General features: G+C 44.3%; 14 protein-coding genes and 1 tRNA gene. 2 read left to right on the plus strand and 13 right to left on the minus strand.

The window, feature by feature from the left end:
- Positions 1–5: 5 nt before the first annotated feature.
- Positions 6–1,061: a dTDP-glucose 4,6-dehydratase gene (gene rfbB, locus ESB13_RS18730; protein ID WP_129005222.1), complete on the minus strand. Its 1,056-nt coding sequence runs from the start codon at positions 1,059–1,061 to the stop codon at positions 6–8.
- Between the two features lie 385 nt (positions 1,062–1,446).
- On the opposite strand from rfbB, the gene ESB13_RS18735 reads away from it, so the two are divergent.
- A complete protein-coding gene (locus ESB13_RS18735) occupies positions 1,447–4,209 on the plus strand; it encodes an outer membrane beta-barrel protein (protein ID WP_129005223.1) in 2,763 nt (920 codons plus the stop codon).
- A gap of 84 nt (positions 4,210–4,293) precedes the next feature.
- Here ESB13_RS18735 and ESB13_RS18740 read toward each other — a convergent pair whose 3' ends face one another.
- The 11 genes from ESB13_RS18740 to tnpA form a co-directional block, all read right to left on the minus strand.
- Positions 4,294–6,177, minus strand: a complete 1,884-nt coding sequence (locus tag ESB13_RS18740; protein ID WP_129005224.1) for a RagB/SusD family nutrient uptake outer membrane protein — start codon at positions 6,175–6,177, stop codon at positions 4,294–4,296.
- A 14-nt stretch (positions 6,178–6,191) separates the two neighbouring features.
- The gene (locus ESB13_RS18745; protein ID WP_129005225.1) at positions 6,192–9,290 is read right to left on the minus strand and encodes a SusC/RagA family TonB-linked outer membrane protein; all 3,099 of its coding nucleotides are present in this window, start codon (positions 9,288–9,290) and stop codon (positions 6,192–6,194) included.
- A 583-nt stretch (positions 9,291–9,873) separates the two neighbouring features.
- A tRNA-Arg gene (locus tag ESB13_RS18750) sits at positions 9,874–9,945 on the minus strand.
- Between the two features lie 79 nt (positions 9,946–10,024).
- On the minus strand, positions 10,025–11,212 hold the full coding sequence (locus tag ESB13_RS18755; RefSeq protein WP_342772678.1) for a lycopene cyclase family protein: 1,188 nt from the start codon (positions 11,210–11,212) through the stop codon (positions 10,025–10,027).
- Positions 11,193–11,684: a sterol desaturase family protein gene (locus tag ESB13_RS18760; RefSeq protein WP_246022625.1), complete on the minus strand. Its 492-nt coding sequence runs from the start codon at positions 11,682–11,684 to the stop codon at positions 11,193–11,195. Before ESB13_RS18760 ends, ESB13_RS18755 begins: the two co-directional genes overlap by 20 nt.
- Before the next feature lie 28 nt (positions 11,685–11,712).
- The gene (idi, locus tag ESB13_RS18765) at positions 11,713–12,243 is read right to left on the minus strand and encodes an isopentenyl-diphosphate Delta-isomerase (RefSeq protein ID WP_129005227.1); all 531 of its coding nucleotides are present in this window, start codon (positions 12,241–12,243) and stop codon (positions 11,713–11,715) included.
- Between the two features lie 17 nt (positions 12,244–12,260).
- Positions 12,261–13,097, minus strand: a complete 837-nt coding sequence (locus ESB13_RS18770; protein WP_129005228.1) for a phytoene/squalene synthase family protein — start codon at positions 13,095–13,097, stop codon at positions 12,261–12,263.
- A 13-nt stretch (positions 13,098–13,110) separates the two neighbouring features.
- A complete protein-coding gene (locus tag ESB13_RS18775; RefSeq protein ID WP_129005229.1) occupies positions 13,111–14,586 on the minus strand; it encodes a phytoene desaturase family protein in 1,476 nt (491 codons plus the stop codon).
- 15 nt (positions 14,587–14,601) lie between these two features.
- Complete coding sequence (locus ESB13_RS18780) at positions 14,602–15,102, minus strand: RNA polymerase sigma factor (protein WP_129005230.1); 501 nt, start codon at positions 15,100–15,102, stop codon at positions 14,602–14,604.
- 123 nt (positions 15,103–15,225) lie between these two features.
- A complete protein-coding gene (gene tnpB, locus ESB13_RS24210) occupies positions 15,226–15,411 on the minus strand; it encodes an IS66 family insertion sequence element accessory protein TnpB (protein ID WP_129005231.1) in 186 nt (61 codons plus the stop codon).
- Entirely contained in the window at positions 15,408–15,710 is a 303-nt protein-coding gene (gene tnpA / locus ESB13_RS24320; RefSeq protein WP_129005232.1) for an IS66 family insertion sequence element accessory protein TnpA, read from the minus strand. The genes tnpB and tnpA overlap by 4 nt, the downstream gene beginning before the upstream one ends.
- Before the next feature lie 66 nt (positions 15,711–15,776).
- On the opposite strand from tnpA, the gene tnpC reads away from it, so the two are divergent.
- On the plus strand, positions 15,777–16,628 hold the full coding sequence (gene tnpC, locus ESB13_RS18795) for an IS66 family transposase (RefSeq protein WP_129005233.1): 852 nt from the start codon (positions 15,777–15,779) through the stop codon (positions 16,626–16,628).
- A gap of 44 nt (positions 16,629–16,672) precedes the next feature.
- On the opposite strand, the gene ESB13_RS18800 is transcribed toward tnpC, so the two are convergent.
- On the minus strand, positions 16,673–17,338 hold the full coding sequence (locus ESB13_RS18800; RefSeq protein WP_181955312.1) for a sugar transferase: 666 nt from the start codon (positions 17,336–17,338) through the stop codon (positions 16,673–16,675).
- Between the last annotated feature and the right edge of the window lie 6 nt (positions 17,339–17,344).

Raw genomic sequence — 17,344 nt, forward strand, 5'->3', positions numbered from 1 at the left:
GGATATTATCTGTCTGCGTATTGTGTCTCGTAATAGTTCTGATAAGCACCTGATGTTACGTTTTTCAACCAGGTTTCATTGGACAGATACCAGTCGATTGTTTTGCTCAGTCCTTCTTCAAAAGTTACAGAAGGCTTCCAGCCAAGTTCTTTGTTGATCCTGGAAGCGTCGATGGCATAACGTAAGTCATGTCCGGGTCTGTCTTTGACGTAAGAGATCAATGCTTCACTGGTTCCCGGCGTTCTTCCGAGTTTTTCATCCATGAGCTTGCAAAGCAGTTTTACGAGGTCTATATTTTTCCACTCGTTAAAGCCGCCTACGTTATAGCTGTCGTGATTTTTACCGTTATGGAAGACGGTGTCGATGGCACGGGCATGATCTATAACAAAAAGCCAGTCGCGGGTATTATCGCCTTTACCGTATACAGGCAAGGGCTTATTATGGATGATATTATTAATGAAAAGCGGAATAAGCTTTTCCGGAAAATGGTTGGGACCGTAGTTATTGGAACAGTTGGTAATTACATATCCCAGACCATAGGTTTCACCATAGGCGCGGACAAAGTGGTCGGAACCTGCTTTGCTGGCTGAATAGGGGGAATTGGGAGAATAAGGCGTTGTTTCTGTAAAGAAGCCGGTATCGCCCAGCGTTCCAAAGACCTCATCGGTAGAAACGTGATGGAAACGGTGGTTGGCATAGTCTCCTTTCCAGCACTCTTTTGCAGCATTCAACAGGTTCACTGTGCCTATAATATTTGTATATACGAAATCCAGTGGCGACAAAATGGAACGATCGACATGAGATTCTGCTGCCAGGTGAATGACATCTGTTACTTCGTGTTTTTTGAAAAGCGCCTCTATTACATCTTTGTCAAGGATATCGGCTTTCTCAAACACATAATTTGGGGCAGACTCTATGTCGCGCAGGTTCTCCAGGTTTCCGGCATAAGTAAGCGCATCAAGATTGATGATCTTATACTCCGGGTAATTATTTACAAACAGACGAACTACATGGGAGCCAATAAAACCAGCTCCGCCGGTGATAATAATAGATTTCGACATGCACAAAAGAATTGGGCGGAAAGTTATATGTTTTTTAGAGAACCCCAGCTGCCCGCGCGGCCATTTAAGCTGAAAAGCAGCTTAAAAAACAGTTCTGTCACCAATTATAAAACAATTCCGTTATGCTATTAAGCATATTGGGAGAGCCAGATAGCGTTCATTTCAATTTGCCAATAAAAGCGTAAGGGGGCTATTCGAAACTTCACTACCACTGTATAGGTATTACAAGCATCTGCATTAAGTTATACGCTTGTACAAAAGGCAGAGCTCTTATCCAATACAGGAAATTTAACATATTAACTACACCAACCTTCGTAGATATTGGGATTTCCTTTTCATCTTCGCAGTCCGGAAGCAGGATTATGGTTTCCGTCGGCAAAAAGTTATGAAAATTTCTATTCTTACCATTCTAACATTGTTTGTAGTCCAGACGATCACCTACGGCCAATCGGCCGTTATTGGTGGCAAAGTTCAGGACAGTACCTCCCATACTGCTATCGATGGCGCCGATATATTCCTGCTGGGCAGGGAAAGCCGGAAACCTTTGTTGCATGTACGCGCCGATAGTATGGGTTTTGTACTCCGGCAGGTACCAAATGGTAATTTCCGTATTGTGGTAAGTGCGGCAGGTTATAACAGCGATACGCTGCCTGTAATAGTTAATGCCAGCGATTCTTTATCACTGGCTGTTTTACTGAAGCCATTGGCCAACGAACTTGATGGTGTAGTGGTAAAAGCCAATCCTAAACCTATTAGTGTAAAAGGCGACACAGTTGTTTTTCATGCCGATGCATTTGCGGTACGCCCCAATGCCCAGCTGGAAGATCTGTTGCGGAAACTGCCAGGCATAGACGTAGACAAAGACGGAAACATAACCATGCAGGGCCAGAAAATAGATAAGATCACTGTTAACGGAAAAGACTTTTTTCTTGGCAATATTAAACAAGCCAATAGTTTACCTGCCGAAATGATCTCTTCAATAGAAGCATTCGGTACGCAGTCTGAACGAGCCAAATTCAGTAAGGTAAGAGAGAACAGTCAAACGCGGACATTGAACATCAAGACCAAGAAAGGAATGGATCAGGCTGTTTTCGGCAATGCGTATGCCAGTAAGGGACAAGGCGACAGCTATGCTGCGGGAGGACAGTTTACACGGTTCGGTGGAGAAAGGATGCTAATGGGCGGGTTAAAACTTAATAATATCAACAACCGCTTTTCAGGTGTGGAAAGCAAGAACATGGGGCCGCAGAATGGGATACAATCTACAGCCTCATTCAATATCAATTATCGTGAGAAATGGGGGCAAAAGCTAACAGCAGCACTTTCATTCGACAACAGCAATCAAAAGATGGATGTGCTGCAAACCACCAGCCGCCGCACGTTTTTCAGTGACTCCAGTTTACAGGAAAACAGGCTGGGACAAAGCGTGAACAAAACAGCCAGCTACCCGGTAAATCTTTCGTTAACCTATGATGTCGACAGTATGAACCAGCTGCAACTGATTTCCGGCATCACCGTTTCCAACGGCAATAACCGCAACCAGGATACCGCAGCCATACAAACATTACTAAATAATAACAACAACTATCTCAGTAGCAAAACGGAAACAAATAACACATCGCGGCAAAACTCGGTTAGCCTTAATAACCAGTTGGAGTGGCGTCACCGTTTTAACAAGGCCGGCAGGACATTGCAATGGGGAGTTACGCAGTCTACCCAAACCAGTAACAGCCCGGGCAGCCTTTATTCGCTTCTTAACGGCTATGACCGTTCCGGTAATATAACTCAACAAACACTCACCAACCAACAGTTTACGCAAGACACCAAAGGCAGCGGGTACGGAACCTCTGTGATGTATACCGAACCACTGGCACGCGACCATCAACTGTCGTTCACCTACTCCTTTAATACCGACCTTCAAACGAACGACAGGAGGAGTAATGATTTCGACAGCCTTACAGGCGCCTACAGCAAACCCAATACCCTTACAACGAACCGTTTCAATAATCGTAATAGCAGCCACCGGGTGGAGGGTAGTTATGGTATGAACAGGAAGGATATCAATTACCAACTTGGACTTGGCTGGCAACATACGACGTTAGACAATCAAAACTTTGCACCTGACAGGAACACCCGGCAACAGTTCACGAATCTGTTTCCAAGAGCAATGATCAACTTCAACCTGGGTAAAGGCAAAAGCCTGTCTGTTAATTACAATGGCATGAGTTCAGCGCCAACGCTCGAGCAGTTACAACCACTCCCCGACCTGACCAACCCACTTCTTGTAAAGACGGGCAATCCTGATCTGAAGCAATCGTTCAATCATAGTATAAGCGCCAATCTTAACTCGTACAGCATGAAAACTTTTAAAGGCATCATGCTATCGGTTCAGGGAGATATGGTTCAAAACCAGATTGTAGCCTCTACCAAACTGCAGGCAGGCGGCGTGCAGGAGCAGCGCTATATGAATATCAACGGCACCTACCACCTGGGTACAATGGCTTCGTACAGCTTTGGTTTAAGTAAAACGAAAGGAACGCGCAACAGCGGCAGTATTTCGTCGCGCTTACGTTACGGGCACGATATGGGCATGATCAATGGAGAACAAAATACAACGAATAGTGTATCATGGGGGCAAACGGTAAAATTCAACTACAGCATAGCCAACCAATTTATCGCTGAACTAGTAGGTGGATCGGAATACTCGGACTATCGCTATTCCGTTAACCCGGCACAAAATACCCGAAGCTGGACACAGAATGCTACGCTAAATCTTAGCTATGAGCTGCCGTTTGGCATCAACATACAAAGTACTTATTCCTGGATGCATCAGGGCACTTCCGGGTTGCTGCCTTCGCAATCATCCGGTGTGCTCAATGCCGCGATCTTTAAACGTTTATTCGAGAAACAACAATGGCAGATACGGTTAAGCGGCTTTGACCTGCTTAATACCAACAGGAACTATACGCAGTCGGCTGCATTCAACTATGTATATACCAACCAGACCAACCAACTGCAACGTATGCTGTTGTTAAGTCTTGTTTATGACTTCAGGATGTACCCTGGTTTGAAAAAGGGAGAAAAGTCTCCGTATTCAGCGCCCCACAGCCCTTACGGCGCTTATGGAATGGGCTCCCGCATGATGTAAAGCAGATAGGTTTGAACGAACAGAGGCCGTATCTGTCTTTTGATACGGCCTCTTCCAATTTACATGTGCATTTTATTTCACAGGTTACCATCCATAATTCTGTACCAGTTCCTTGTTAACATCCAATTCGGTTTGAGGTATCGGGAATAAATAATGCTGTGGCAGGAAAACCCTGTTTTGAATAGTTACCCTTTTGTAGTAAACGGCCAGGCCGGCTTCTTTGCTATTAACATCGAGACCTGTAGCCTGGAGTTCAGCAGTGGTGGGCCTTGCATTAAGACCATGAACAGGGCCGTTATCTACTTTTTCTCCGATAAGCCACCGTCTTACGTCCCAGAAGCGATGCGCTTCGAAAGCAAACTCTATGCGATTTTCGTTCTGTACACGCTTGCGAAATCCTTCTTTAGTATTGTCTTCGGGGATGATGGGAAGGTTGGGCATACCGGCTCTGTTACGAACCATATTTATGGCAGCAAAAGCTTCGGGCGTAGGGCCCTCATTATATTCATTAAGGGCTTCTGCATAGTTTAAATAAATTTCAGACAAACGGATAACCGGGTCGTTACGTTGTGCATCCGGCGAGCCCCAATAGTTATTCATATCTACAGCAGGATCTATCCATTTACGGACGTTATAACCACTGATAGGATAAGTTCCGGTAGATTTAGGCCAGCCTTGCGAAGTTCCGCCATTAGCGCCCCACCAGGCAAGCCATACCGGCATGTTATTGGTGTTTGCAACTGCCCATTTACTACCATGGAAGAAGATAGTGGCATAAAAACGCGGGTCGCGGTCTTTATACATATTCGAGATATTGTCTACATGTACAGATTGGCCTGTATAGCCACCGCCGCCATAAATATCACCGCTCCAGAATCCTGTTTCCTGGTAGCCTGATCCGTTGTAATTGATAGGATAACCGTTCTTCATTTCATAAGCATCCACCAGTTCCTGCAATACGCTGTATTTACCCCATCCGCCAAACTCTCCGCCATAAGGCAACAGTTCATTTTCTATGCTTTTGCTATTGGCAATTACTTTTACGAAAATGAGTTCTGTCCAGTTGCGTTTATTAAACACCTGCGCGTAGCTATTGATAGGATCTCCAGCGATCTTGTTCAGTGAGTAAAGGTTAAGGTCCAGTACCGCTTTTGCAGCGTTTGCTGCTTTCTGCCACTTATTCTTATCGTAGGTTTGATTAAACAAAACAGTTCCATCTGCATTTTTTACGTTGGCATAAAGGGTATTTCCATTAAATAACGGACTGGCAGCATAGCTGAGTGTTCTGGAAGCCAGTGCAAGCGCCGCCCCTTTTGTAGCCCGTCCCATATTCGCATTGTCGTAGCCTGTAGGCAGTTGTTCTGCAATTTCCTGGCATTCGGAAACAATATAGTTCACCAGTTCGTCGACGGTTGCCCTTGGTACGCGTAACGCATCGCCTTCGGCAGGTTTGTAAGATTTTGTGAAGATGGGAGCAGCGCCATATTTTTTGAAAAGATCAAAATAAAAGAGTGCACGCAGGAAGCGAACTTCCGCTTTATACCTGGGGATCACTGCCTGGTAATATGACTGCTGGTCGCCGGTAATAGGCACTTTATCTATATTTTCAAGGAAGAGGTTGGCCTTCCGGATGTTCTGATAAGACTCTGTCCAGGTACCATATGGATTATTGGCTGCATTCCAGGCACCGGTATTGTAGTATAAAGGATAAAAGCCTGCTCCCCAGTGGTGGTATGATTCGTCGGTAGCTGCGGTAATGTCGAAGGTCCAGCCATCAGGCAGGTTGCCCGGTATGAGGGAGTAAAGGTTGGCCAGGGCGCCGTTGGCGTTGTTGATATTGCCCCATACCTGATCTTCGGTAACCAGCTCGGAGGGAACCACGTCGAGGAACTTTTTACAGGAAGGAAGAGCAGTTCCCAGCAATACTGCCAAACCAGCTATTTTATATAATAATTTAATTCTTTTCATTGTAATTTATTTTATCAGAGTCCAATAGATAAGCCGGCATTAAATACACGTTGTTGTGGATAATTTCCTGAGCTGTTAGGGATCTCCGGATCGAATATTTTAATGTCATCCCAGGTGATAAGGTTGATGCCGTTTACAAAAAACCTTGCATTACGAATGCCAATGCGCTGGGTTATTTTGGGCGATAATGTATATCCTATCTCCACATTCTTGAGGCGGATGTAGTTGGTAGACTTGAGCCAGAAGCTGGAGTTCTGATCGTTGTTGGCATTGGCGGCATATGATATGCGGGGGTAGGCAGCATTGGGGCGCTCGGGTGTCCAATAATTATCCTTTACATCGGACAGAACGCCGGCATCGCCAGAGAATGGCCATACCCTTGGGCCTGTTAACCACACATTACCACCAAACGCACCCTGGAATAAAGCACTTACATCGAAGCCCCATACATTAAAGCCCAATGCAAAACCCATGATCTGCTCTGGTGTAGATGATTTTCCGAGATAAGATTCATCCATGGAATTAATTACACCATCGTCGTTCACATCTTTATACTTCAGATCACCGGGTTGAACAGAACCATAGGCAGACTGGCTTGGCGAGTTGGTTATATCTTCTTTAGTCTGGAAAAAGCCGAGGGCAGTAAGGCCATATTGTTCATTCACACGCCTGCCCGTTCTTCTCTGGTATTCACGGCCAATGTAAAGCGGTTCGTCCATTTCAAGTATTTTATTACGGGCGAAAGAGAAGTTGCCTTTTACAAAATAGCCGAAGGTTTTGGTTTGTTTTTTATATTCTGCCGAAACCTCAAAGCCTTTGTTTTCAACGGATCCGAGGTTTACATAGGGCAGGTTTACAATGCCTATGGTAGAAGGAATTGTTCCGGGGCGAGCCAGGATGTCTTTCCTCTTTTCATAGAACACATCACCGGTAAATGACAATGCGCCTCTGAACAATTCAACGTCGAGACCTACGTTATACTTGGTTGCTTTTTCCCAGGTAACATCGGGGTTACCGGTACGGTCTTCTACCGAACCATTATACCAAAGGCCATCCCTGTTAAGGCCAAACTGATAGCCGGTAGCACTTAATGACCATGTGCTTTGATAAAGAAAACGTTCGCCACCGATCTTATCGTTACCTACTGTTCCTGCCGAAGTACGTATTTTGAAAAAGTTGATAGCAGGAAAGGTCTTCTGAAAGAAGGATTCTTCGGATAAAACATAACCTAATGAAACAGACGGAAAGAAGTCGTAACGTTTTCCTGCCGGGAAGTTTTCGGAGCCATTATAGCCGAAGTTCAATTCAGAGAATAATTTAGCGTTATAGGCATAGGTTGCACGTCCAATAAAGCCATTGTACTTATAGGGTAAGCCCATAATAGCCTGTCCGCTGCCAACTGCCTCAAAGAAACTCTGCTGCTGATATAACAACATGCCTCCAACAGCATGCAAGCCTCCAAAAGTGCGGTTATAGTTAATATACGCCTCAACCTGGGTTCTCCTGTTACTGTTGGCTGCTACATCGTAACCCAGGTTATTAGTGCCATCGGTAACTTTTGTGTATGTGCCTTTTGTAAGATCGGTCTCCTGGTCATTTGCAAGAGAGTATTGATAGGTAAAATACGATTTGCCGCGTGTTACATTCCTGTAGCTATAAGAGTCGAATGACAGGCGTACCCTTGTACTTAAACCTTCTGTAATGAAAGGCATATTGAAGTTAAAGCCGGCAGTGGCCTGCAGGGTGTTAGAGAAATTGCGCTGGTACCCGCCCTGGGTAAGCCTTCCATAGGGATTATATGGTTTGGCCGGGAGATAAGCTACTGATCCGTCGGGGTTGGACATGGGATATAAATAAGGAGGTATACCCTGCATGTCGGCAAAGAGCGCGCTGGCGCCTACATTGGGATAGTTATTATCGTATACTATTTCTCCCAGGTTCAGCTCCATGGTAAGGTCCTTGGTAATAGTGACATCCACGTTTGAGCGGAAATTATATTTGTTGTTAACCGCCTGGATATTGTAATCGGACAAGTCGGCATATTTGTACAAACCGTCCTGGCGCAGGTAAGAAATAGATGTGAAATATTTCACAGCCTTATTGCCTCCGCTAACATTCAGGTTTCCCTGGTACATCGCGGCATTGGGTTCCAGCAACTCTTTCAGCCAGTTCACATTGGGATAGAGATACTGGTAAGCAGGATGGCTTCTGTCTCTGAACTTATTCAAATATTCATCGGTATACATGGCATAGTTCTGTCCATCGTTTATCAGGCCTACTTTATATAAGCTCAAGGCATCGTAGGAATCGAGATATTCCGGTAAGCGGGTAGGCGACTGCAATCCGCTCTGAAGTGTGAAGTTGATCTGAGACCTGCCCTCTTTTCCCCGGCGCGTAGTGACCAGTATTACTCCATTTGCGCCTCTTACACCATATACTGCCGTTGAAGACGCGTCTTTCAGGATAGAAATGCTTTCCACTTCATTTGCATCGATGCCGGAGAAGGAACGCTCTACCCCATCCACCATGATCAATGGGGTTTGGCTTCCGGTGAAAGTGGCCATGCCACGAATCCATAACTGCGTGCCATCGTAGCCTGGTTCACCACTGTTCTGTAATGTAATAAGGCCTGGTAAACGACCAGCGAGCGCATTGCTCAAATTCGCTACGGGGCTTTGCCGCAGCTCTTTGGTTCCAACGGTGGAGATAGCCCCGGTAAGACTTATCTTCTTTTGTTTACCGAAACCAACTACGACTACTTCATCCAATGCCTTATTCATTAATAAGGTAACGTTCATGACACTGCCATCGGAAGGCACCTGCACCATTTTTGTTTCATAATCCATGAAACTTACTACCAGGTACTCTTTAGGGCGGACACCGGAAACAGAAAACCGTCCGTTTGCATCTGTTTGCGCCACCAACTTCTTATTCATGACTTCAATATTGGCGCCTGAGATAGGCTTGCTAAGCGAGTCCATCACAATCCCGGTCACGACAATAGAATCCTGTGCCTTAACGGCACTCATCGCCAGAAAGCAAACAATAACCATCCATACGGAACCGGTTGAGAAAGCAGCCCTGCGTGAAAGTGCAATGCTTGTCTTGTACATTTGATGTTTTGGTTAATTAGTGAAGCAATTAGTTGTTAGATCCAGGCAAACCACACCTCGTGTAGTTTACTTACTGATGTTTAATAAGGTTGCGGTGGTAGCTCATAAGCGAACACAGTTGTTTAACCGGTACTTTATACCGGCTGCTCATTAAATGGTCGAATACACTATCATTCAGCCTTTCGGTTGATAAATTATTACTCGTTCTGCTCAGGAGTTATCACAGGTAATAAGTACGGCAACAGGCTTCATTATTTCAATGAAGATCTGTTTCAACTTTTTTACATCATTCGCTGAAAAGCAGCTTGCTGTCTTGGTTTGCAGGCCAGGCAATCTATTAACAGCTATATCTTTCAGATATGCTTTGCTTTTAAAAATCTATTTTTTTGATTAGTATAAATTTCGTTTAAAACAGGATGGGGTGCTCCACAAAATTTAGCTGCTTGTTTACAAAAATTAACCAATCGTTAAATGGTGTTGAAGAAGCAGTATGTTACTATTAAACACGCCAGGGCAATGGGCGGTGGTAATCACACAATCAATGATAAATAAAAAAGTCCCAACAAAATGTTGAGACTTTTAGTGGCTTCGCCAGGAATCGAACCTGGATCTGGAGCTTCGGAAACTCTTATACTATCCATTGTACTACGAAGCCAAAATGCGGACGGGAAGTTCGCAGGGGCACAAAAGTAATGGATTACCCGGTTTCAGACAAATCAATACGCTAAATACGGTTACAGGAATAGTTCTTTACAAAAAGCGGGTAAAAAAACGGAAACAGGCAGGCTGGAGAAAATAGGCAGATCGGCTGCCAGAGACGTTTCGTTGTCGAGGAAGCGGAATACCCTGGCTGGAGGATTCTTTTTGAAGAGACGGGTAAAAATCTGGTCTCCCGGCATTGTTTCATGCCGCAATATTCTAAGAAGCGTGCTGTCGTAGAGGTTAAAACGGGCTTTAAACCAGGGAGTTAATGAAACATCTCCCTCCTTTGCTAATTCTGCCACGATCCTGGCCGTTGTTTTCTGGATAAAACGGAAGGTATAACCCGTACTGGCTTTGGTATCGCCGCCAGCAGTGCCGATATGAAGGATGTTGCCGCTCTGACGGCAAAAACGATGATTGGTCATAGGAATGGCACCGGTTTCCGTTTCCAGCACGCTGTAAGACCCTGGCTGCAGGATATTTTCAATGTATTCGTCCAGGGCCAGGTCATATTGTTCCTGAGATAGCAAAGCTTCGGAAAATACGGTAAACTCAACGAGGGCCTTTCGCGGGGAAACAGGCAATACGTAAACGAAACAGGTACCTGATTCCTGCTTCGTTCTAAAATCCATCAAACGTGCTATATGATCCTGGAAAACCGGCTTTTCAGCTTCTATCATCCTGCCTTTAAAATGCTGCCACAGGTAATGCCTTTCCGGTTGCTGCTTCCAATAGTCACTATAGGTAACACTGTTCAGCAGCGTTGAACAATAGATCTTTTCTCCATTCACCAGGGCGAAAGCAAGCGGCCCCTCATTATCTATGGCAGTAACGTTCGCCTGCAGCCAATGAATATCAGAGAAAGCAGCGGAAGCAGTTTTGACATGGTGGAAGAGGTCGCGCGACCGGATCATTTTGTATTTATAGGGGAATAGCGGCTTTTGGAGTTTTAACTCAGCGCTTACTATTTCAATCTGCTCCCATCGATGAAAGACAACCGGCTCAAAAATATCTTCCTGCTTTTCCCAGAAACACCAGGTTTTAGAAGGCTGCTCCTGCATCAGGGGATCTATGATCAGAATCTTCTTATTGAAATAAAAAGGATGCTTCATCATACGCATTAACATGCTCAGACCTGCGCAACCGGCGCCGGCAATGATGTAATCGTATGTAGGATGCTGTGGAATAACTGTTCGATGTTTATATGGACGAGGAGGCAGATTTTATCTTTTCATCTCTGCGCACTTTGTCCCAGTATTTCTTTGCAACGAGTAACATACCAAAGCTTTCGCCCTCTTCTTTTCCGAGATGTTTATGATGCATTTTATGAGCCCAGCGAATAGCTTTTACATAACGGTTATTGCTCTTTGTAAACCACTTGACACGCTGATGAATGATGATCTCATGCACCAGTACGTAAGCAATTCCATAGAGCAGTATTCCCATTCCTATACTTACGAGCCAGCCAAGCCCATAGATACTGCCCAACAAAAAACAAAGGCAACTGGGGATTGCGAAAATGATAAAGAAAGCATCATTCTTTTCAAAAAAACCTTCCCCTTTTTTATGGTGATCTTCGTGCAGATACCACAGGAAACCATGCATTACATACTTATGTGTTAGCCAGGTAATAGCTTCCATAAGACAAAAGGTGACCAGTGTAATGCCTATATAAAGTAACCAGTTCATCATGTTTATTTAGCTGGTTATAAAATAAAAACTATACCGCTATTTTTGCCCTTGATTCCAGATAGTCCAGCAACTTAGGAAATGCGATATGGAACCAGGCTGTATATTTTTCGGGAAACTCTCGCAGAGAATCGGCAATTTCTTCGGCGTATTTAAAACAGAAATCTTTTACTTCGCTGCTATCCGGCCTTATCACACCATTGTACTCTCCTACAAACACATGGTCATATTCATATTCAACCAGCCCATTATCGAAAGGCGCCTGATATACAAAACTGAATACACTGGTTAAAGGTGTGGTAAAGCCCATCTCTTCTGTTAGCCTGCGTTCTGCTGCAACAAGCGTAGCCTCTTCGGGACGGGGATGACTGCAACAGGCGTTCGTCCATAAGCCTCCGCTGTGATATTTGGTATCGGCCCTTTGCTGTAAAAGCATTTTGCCTTGTGCATTAAAGATAAACACGCTGAAAGCACGATGCAACATAGCATTTCTATGAGCCTCCATTTTACCGGCGGTGCCAATCATGCAATCATTTTCATCTACCAGAATTACTTTTTCCATGTGTTGTTCATTGCGAGTTATAATAAGTTCAGCCGCATCCTTACTCCTGCTTTGGCGACGATAAATAATTTTCCGTAATCGGGAATGCGGATCCTTTCTTCCCAGATACGATGTGGCTGCACACGCCTGATCTTATTAAACAACGAAAGATAGTATTTATATGCCACATAGACCCCAAAACGCGCCTTCAGTGGCAATAACCTGATGCCTTCGAATGCTTTGTCGAAATCTTTGCGGATATCTTCTTCTATTTCATTTTTATGGTTTTGCGAGAAATTTCTGAAATCGCATTGCGGAAAGTAGAATCTCTCCAACTGCTGCATATCCGCTTTCACATCACGCAGGAAATTTACTTTTTGAAAAGCCGCCCCCAGGCTTCTCGCATATGATTTCAGTTTTTCGTAAAGCGCTGCTTTCCCTTCACAAAATACAGACAAACACATTAAGCCAACGACTTCTGCACTACCATAAATGTATTCATCGTAGGCATTCTGATCATAGCTTTTTTTATCCAGGTCAAGTTCCATACTACGGAAAAAAGCATCAATCAACGCATGTTCAATTTTAAAGGAATTGACTGTGATCTGAAAACTATGCAAAACCGGGTTGAGGCTGATACCGTCACGAATAGCATTCATAGTATCGGCTTTCAACTGCGCCAGCAGTTGCCGTTTATCATAGTCGTGAAAGGAATCAACGATCTCATCTGCAAGCCTTACAAAGCCGTAGATGTGATAGATGGGCATGCGCATATCTTTATGCAGCAGCCTTATAGCGGAGGCGAAAGAGGTGCTGTATTGTTCAGTAAACATCCTGCTGCAGGCACCGCTTGCTGCATGGAACAGTTGGATCATATATCATCGTTTTTTATCGACTGTAAGCATTCGTTATATGAGTGGCCACCAGTTCTCCGCTGATAAGACTGGGAGGCACTCCGGGACCGGGAACAGTTAATTGCCCGGTATAAAACAGGTTATCTAATTTTTTGCTTTTACAAGAGGGTTTCAGGTGGGCTGTTTGAAGCAAAGTGTTTGCCAATCCGTAGGCATTGCCTTTAAAGGCATTGTATTCGCTGATAAAATCGCTGTGCGCGAACGATCTTTTATATATGATGGCCTCTTTGATCTTCTGGCCGGTACGTTTTTCCATGCGGGTTACAATATTTTCAAAATAGTAATTCCTGAGTTCTTCGGAATCATTTTGTAAACCAGAAGCTACGGGAATTAAGAAGAAAAGGTTTTCGCAACCCGGAGGTGCAACCGAAGGATCGGTAACAGAAGGTGCACTTACATAAAACAAGGGATCGGATGGCCATTGAGGCATTTCGTAGATCTCTAAGCCGTGTAAGCTGAAAGAAGTGTCGAAAAATAACGAATGGTGGGTAATGTTTTCGAGCTTTTTGTTTAGTCCCACGTAGTAAATAAGGCAGCCAGGCGCCATCACACGGCTATCCCAATACGCTGTGGAGTAACTGCGAAACTGCTGCGGAAGCAGGTTGGTTTCTATATGATGATAGTCTGCACCTCCTACCACAATATCTACATCGTAGGTAGCCTTATCGGTAACCAGCTTTTTTACGCTCCGTTTCTCGATGATAGTTTGGGATACCGTTTCGTTGAAATGGAAGGTAACGCCCAGTTCCTTTGCCAGGCGGTACATCGCATCGACAATACTATACATGCCATTTTCAGGATACCAGGTGCCGCCCTTGATATCTGCGTAGTTCATGAGACTATATAAAGCGGGAATCTTTTGCGGGAGGGCGCCGAGGAAAAGTACGGGAAACCCCATCAGCTGCTGCAGGTGTTCATTTTTGAAATGTTTGGTCAGATGTTTTTGCATGGAAGTAAAGACATCCAGGCGCAACAGGCCGGCAAACAGGTCTTTATCGAACAGCTCTTTTATGGATAACCCTGGCTTATGTACCAGTTTATTCATACCTACCCGGTACTTAAAAGCTGCCTCTTCAAGGAATTGATCCAATTGATGGGAACTGCCAGGTTCCAGAGATTCGAACAGCTGGCATAATGCGGAATAATCTGCGGGAATATCAGAAATTTCTTTTTCCCAGTAAATACGGTAAGAAGGATCGAGCCGCTTAAGGGAATAAAATTCCCCAACCGATCGTCCGAACTGTTGAAAAAAACGTTCAAAGACGTCGGGCATCCAGTACCAGCTGGGGCCCATATCGAAGGTAAACCCCTGGGCCGTGAACTTACGGGCACGTCCACCAGGCATACTATTCTTTTCTATTACCCGGACCTGGTATCCATCGCGGGCAAGAAAACAGGCTGCCGACAAGCCGGCGAAACCACTTCCAATGACAACTACTTTTTCCTGCACGCGCTAATTATTTGATCAGTAGCGCTTTAACTGCAATTTCAACAGTTTACGGGCAAAGTGGATCCTGCTTTTGATGGTCCCCAATGGCTCGCCCAGCATTTCTGAGATTTCGTAATATTTGAACCCCTCATAGTACATGACAAACGGTCCCCGAAAGATCTCAGGCAGGCTTTTGAGCGCATGCTGGATCTCCTTCATATTGATGCTTACCAGCGCTCCGTTGGTGGTAGCGGATTGGTTCTGATTCAGGAGGAAGTCGTCGGGAGTGTGGTCGAAAAGGACATTTTGCTTGGCCTTGCGCCTGTAGTTATTGATAAATACGTTGCGCATGATGGTATAAAGCCAGGCTTTGATATTAGTACCTACGCTGTATTTATCCCTGTTGGCAAGGGCGCGGTACAAGGTTTCCTGGAACAGGTCCTTGGCAGATTCGGTGTCTCGGGTTAGCGTTACGGCAAAGGGCTTCAGGAAGTCCACATTGCTCATCAGCATTTGATTGAATTCGATAGTTGACATAGTGGTTGGTGTTTGATAAGGTGAACCCAACCAAGTTAAGCAAAAAAGTGGCCAAATGCAAGGGGGGGGAGATTCAAATTTCTAATTCCACACCGGGATATTAACTGCAGACAGCCCTATTCACTAAATTATAGGGAGTATCTGTGTACGAGGCCGGTTGATAAAAATAAAAGCATCACCTTGCGTTACCTGTCTGCCTGGTTCATTGGTAATGATACCGCACAATTGGTTGAAGCCCTTGCGCATATCAGTCTCTTTTCGGTACAAATGATAACAGCGGTGTGTACCAAGCTGCAATAAACTACTCATGAGCAAAGCTCTTTAAGATAAGCAGCGCTAACAGGCTGGTAGAGCTTTATACCGTTTACCTCCGCAAATAAGCTGGCAGAGCCAGTATTCAATTGTATAGGAGCAAACGAACTGCTGACAGATGCCGTATTTTCTTTGCCATAACGTCGCCGCCAATTATGAAAACTGCCTTCAGGAATACATCGATTAACACAAAAGTCCTTTATACTCAACCCACTTTGACGATGAGCTTCCAACAGTTCCACTATTACAGCACGACCACGAAAATGCCGATGATTTACGGCGGAAGTTCTTTCCATAATTTTTGACCACTAAGCTATAGGATCAAACACTTACGGAAAAGATGTACTTAGCCGGAGGCTTACGTGTTACAAAGTAATTACCTGCATGCCGATGAAACACCTATCAAAGTGATGGATAAGGATAAGAAAGGTGAAACACATCGCGGGTATTACTGGGTATACCAGAACAGCATTGCTAAAACGGTATTGTTTGACTACCAGGAAGGCCGTGGCAGAGAGGGGCCGGTTGAAATACTCAAAGATTTTAAAGGCTATCTGCAAACCGATGGCTACGTAGCATATGATGTTTTTGCTAAAAAGCAGGACATTACGCTAATCCATTGCATGGCACATGCCCAGCGTATGTTTAATGACGCGTTGGATAATGATGAAGCCCGTGCTTCTCACGCCATGGAGGAGATACAAAAATTATATGTAATTGAACGCATCTGCAAGAAGCAGCAGTTGAACTTTGAGGAAGTAACGGAAGTTCGCAGGATCAAATCTGTTCCTATCCTAAAGTCAATGGACTTATGGCTGCAACAGCAATATGTACAGGTCTTACCTCAAAGCGCTATCGGCAAAGCGATCGCCTATAGTCTGCAACGATGGAAAAGGTTATCGACCTACGTCAATGACGGCAAACTGAACATCGACAACAATCCAGTTGAGAATAGTATCCGCCCCGTCGCCCTGGGCAGAAAGAATTATTTGTTTGCTGGTAGTCATGAAGCGGCTAAAAGAAGCGGCATGCTATACTCCCGCATGTATGCGTTGATCGCCCAATGTGAATCCAGTGGGTTAAGTGTAAAGCAATTTTGTAAAGAACAGGCCATAACCGCTGCCACCTATTACTACTGGCATAAAAAATATCATTCCCCTGATGTAGCGCAAAGAAGCAAAGAGACAAGTCGCAATTTTTATTCTTCCCACTAAAGCTTGTCATCATTCTATAGACGTGATGCTACACAAAAAACACCTTAAGATAAATTCCTCTGGGGTAGGTCCTTAAAAAAACGGTGTATTATTTTGCTTTCGGAAAACAAAATGACCCACGCAGTAGAAAACATAATAATTAAATCGACGCGAAAACTTTTATGTTCATTATACCAGATTTCAAGAGCGCCTTTATAAGGAGCTATTACCTTCTCATAAAACTCATGTGGTGGTAAAGATGACTCTGAAATCAGTTTCTCTTCATCACGAAATACAACCGAACCAATTCCAGTAATACCCGGCTTAGATTCATAAATTCTATATCGTATACTTTCAGGATAGGCATTAAAAGTCCTATCAACAAGTGGCCTGGGGCCCACAATACTCATGTCCCCTTTTAATACATTTAAAATCTGGGGTAGTTCATTTATTTTTGTCTTCCGCAGGAATTTCCCTAGCGGTAAAAGTCGGGGATCATTTCGAAGTGTAATAGACCCCGTTCCCATGTTGGGGCTATTCTTCAACATGGTGGCGAACTTAATAATGTCAAAATAAGTGTTTTTGAAGCCAATCCTCTTTTGATAGTAAAAGATAAACCCCTCTCCAGATAATTTCAAAATCAGAATTATTGGAAGCAAAAAAGGAAGCAAAAATAGAATAAGAACCAGTGCCAACAAAAAATCGAACAAACGCTTAATAATTGAATACATACCTGT

The organism is Filimonas effusa (assembly GCF_004118675.1).
In the GTDB taxonomy this organism is placed as follows: domain Bacteria; phylum Bacteroidota; class Bacteroidia; order Chitinophagales; family Chitinophagaceae; genus Filimonas; species Filimonas effusa.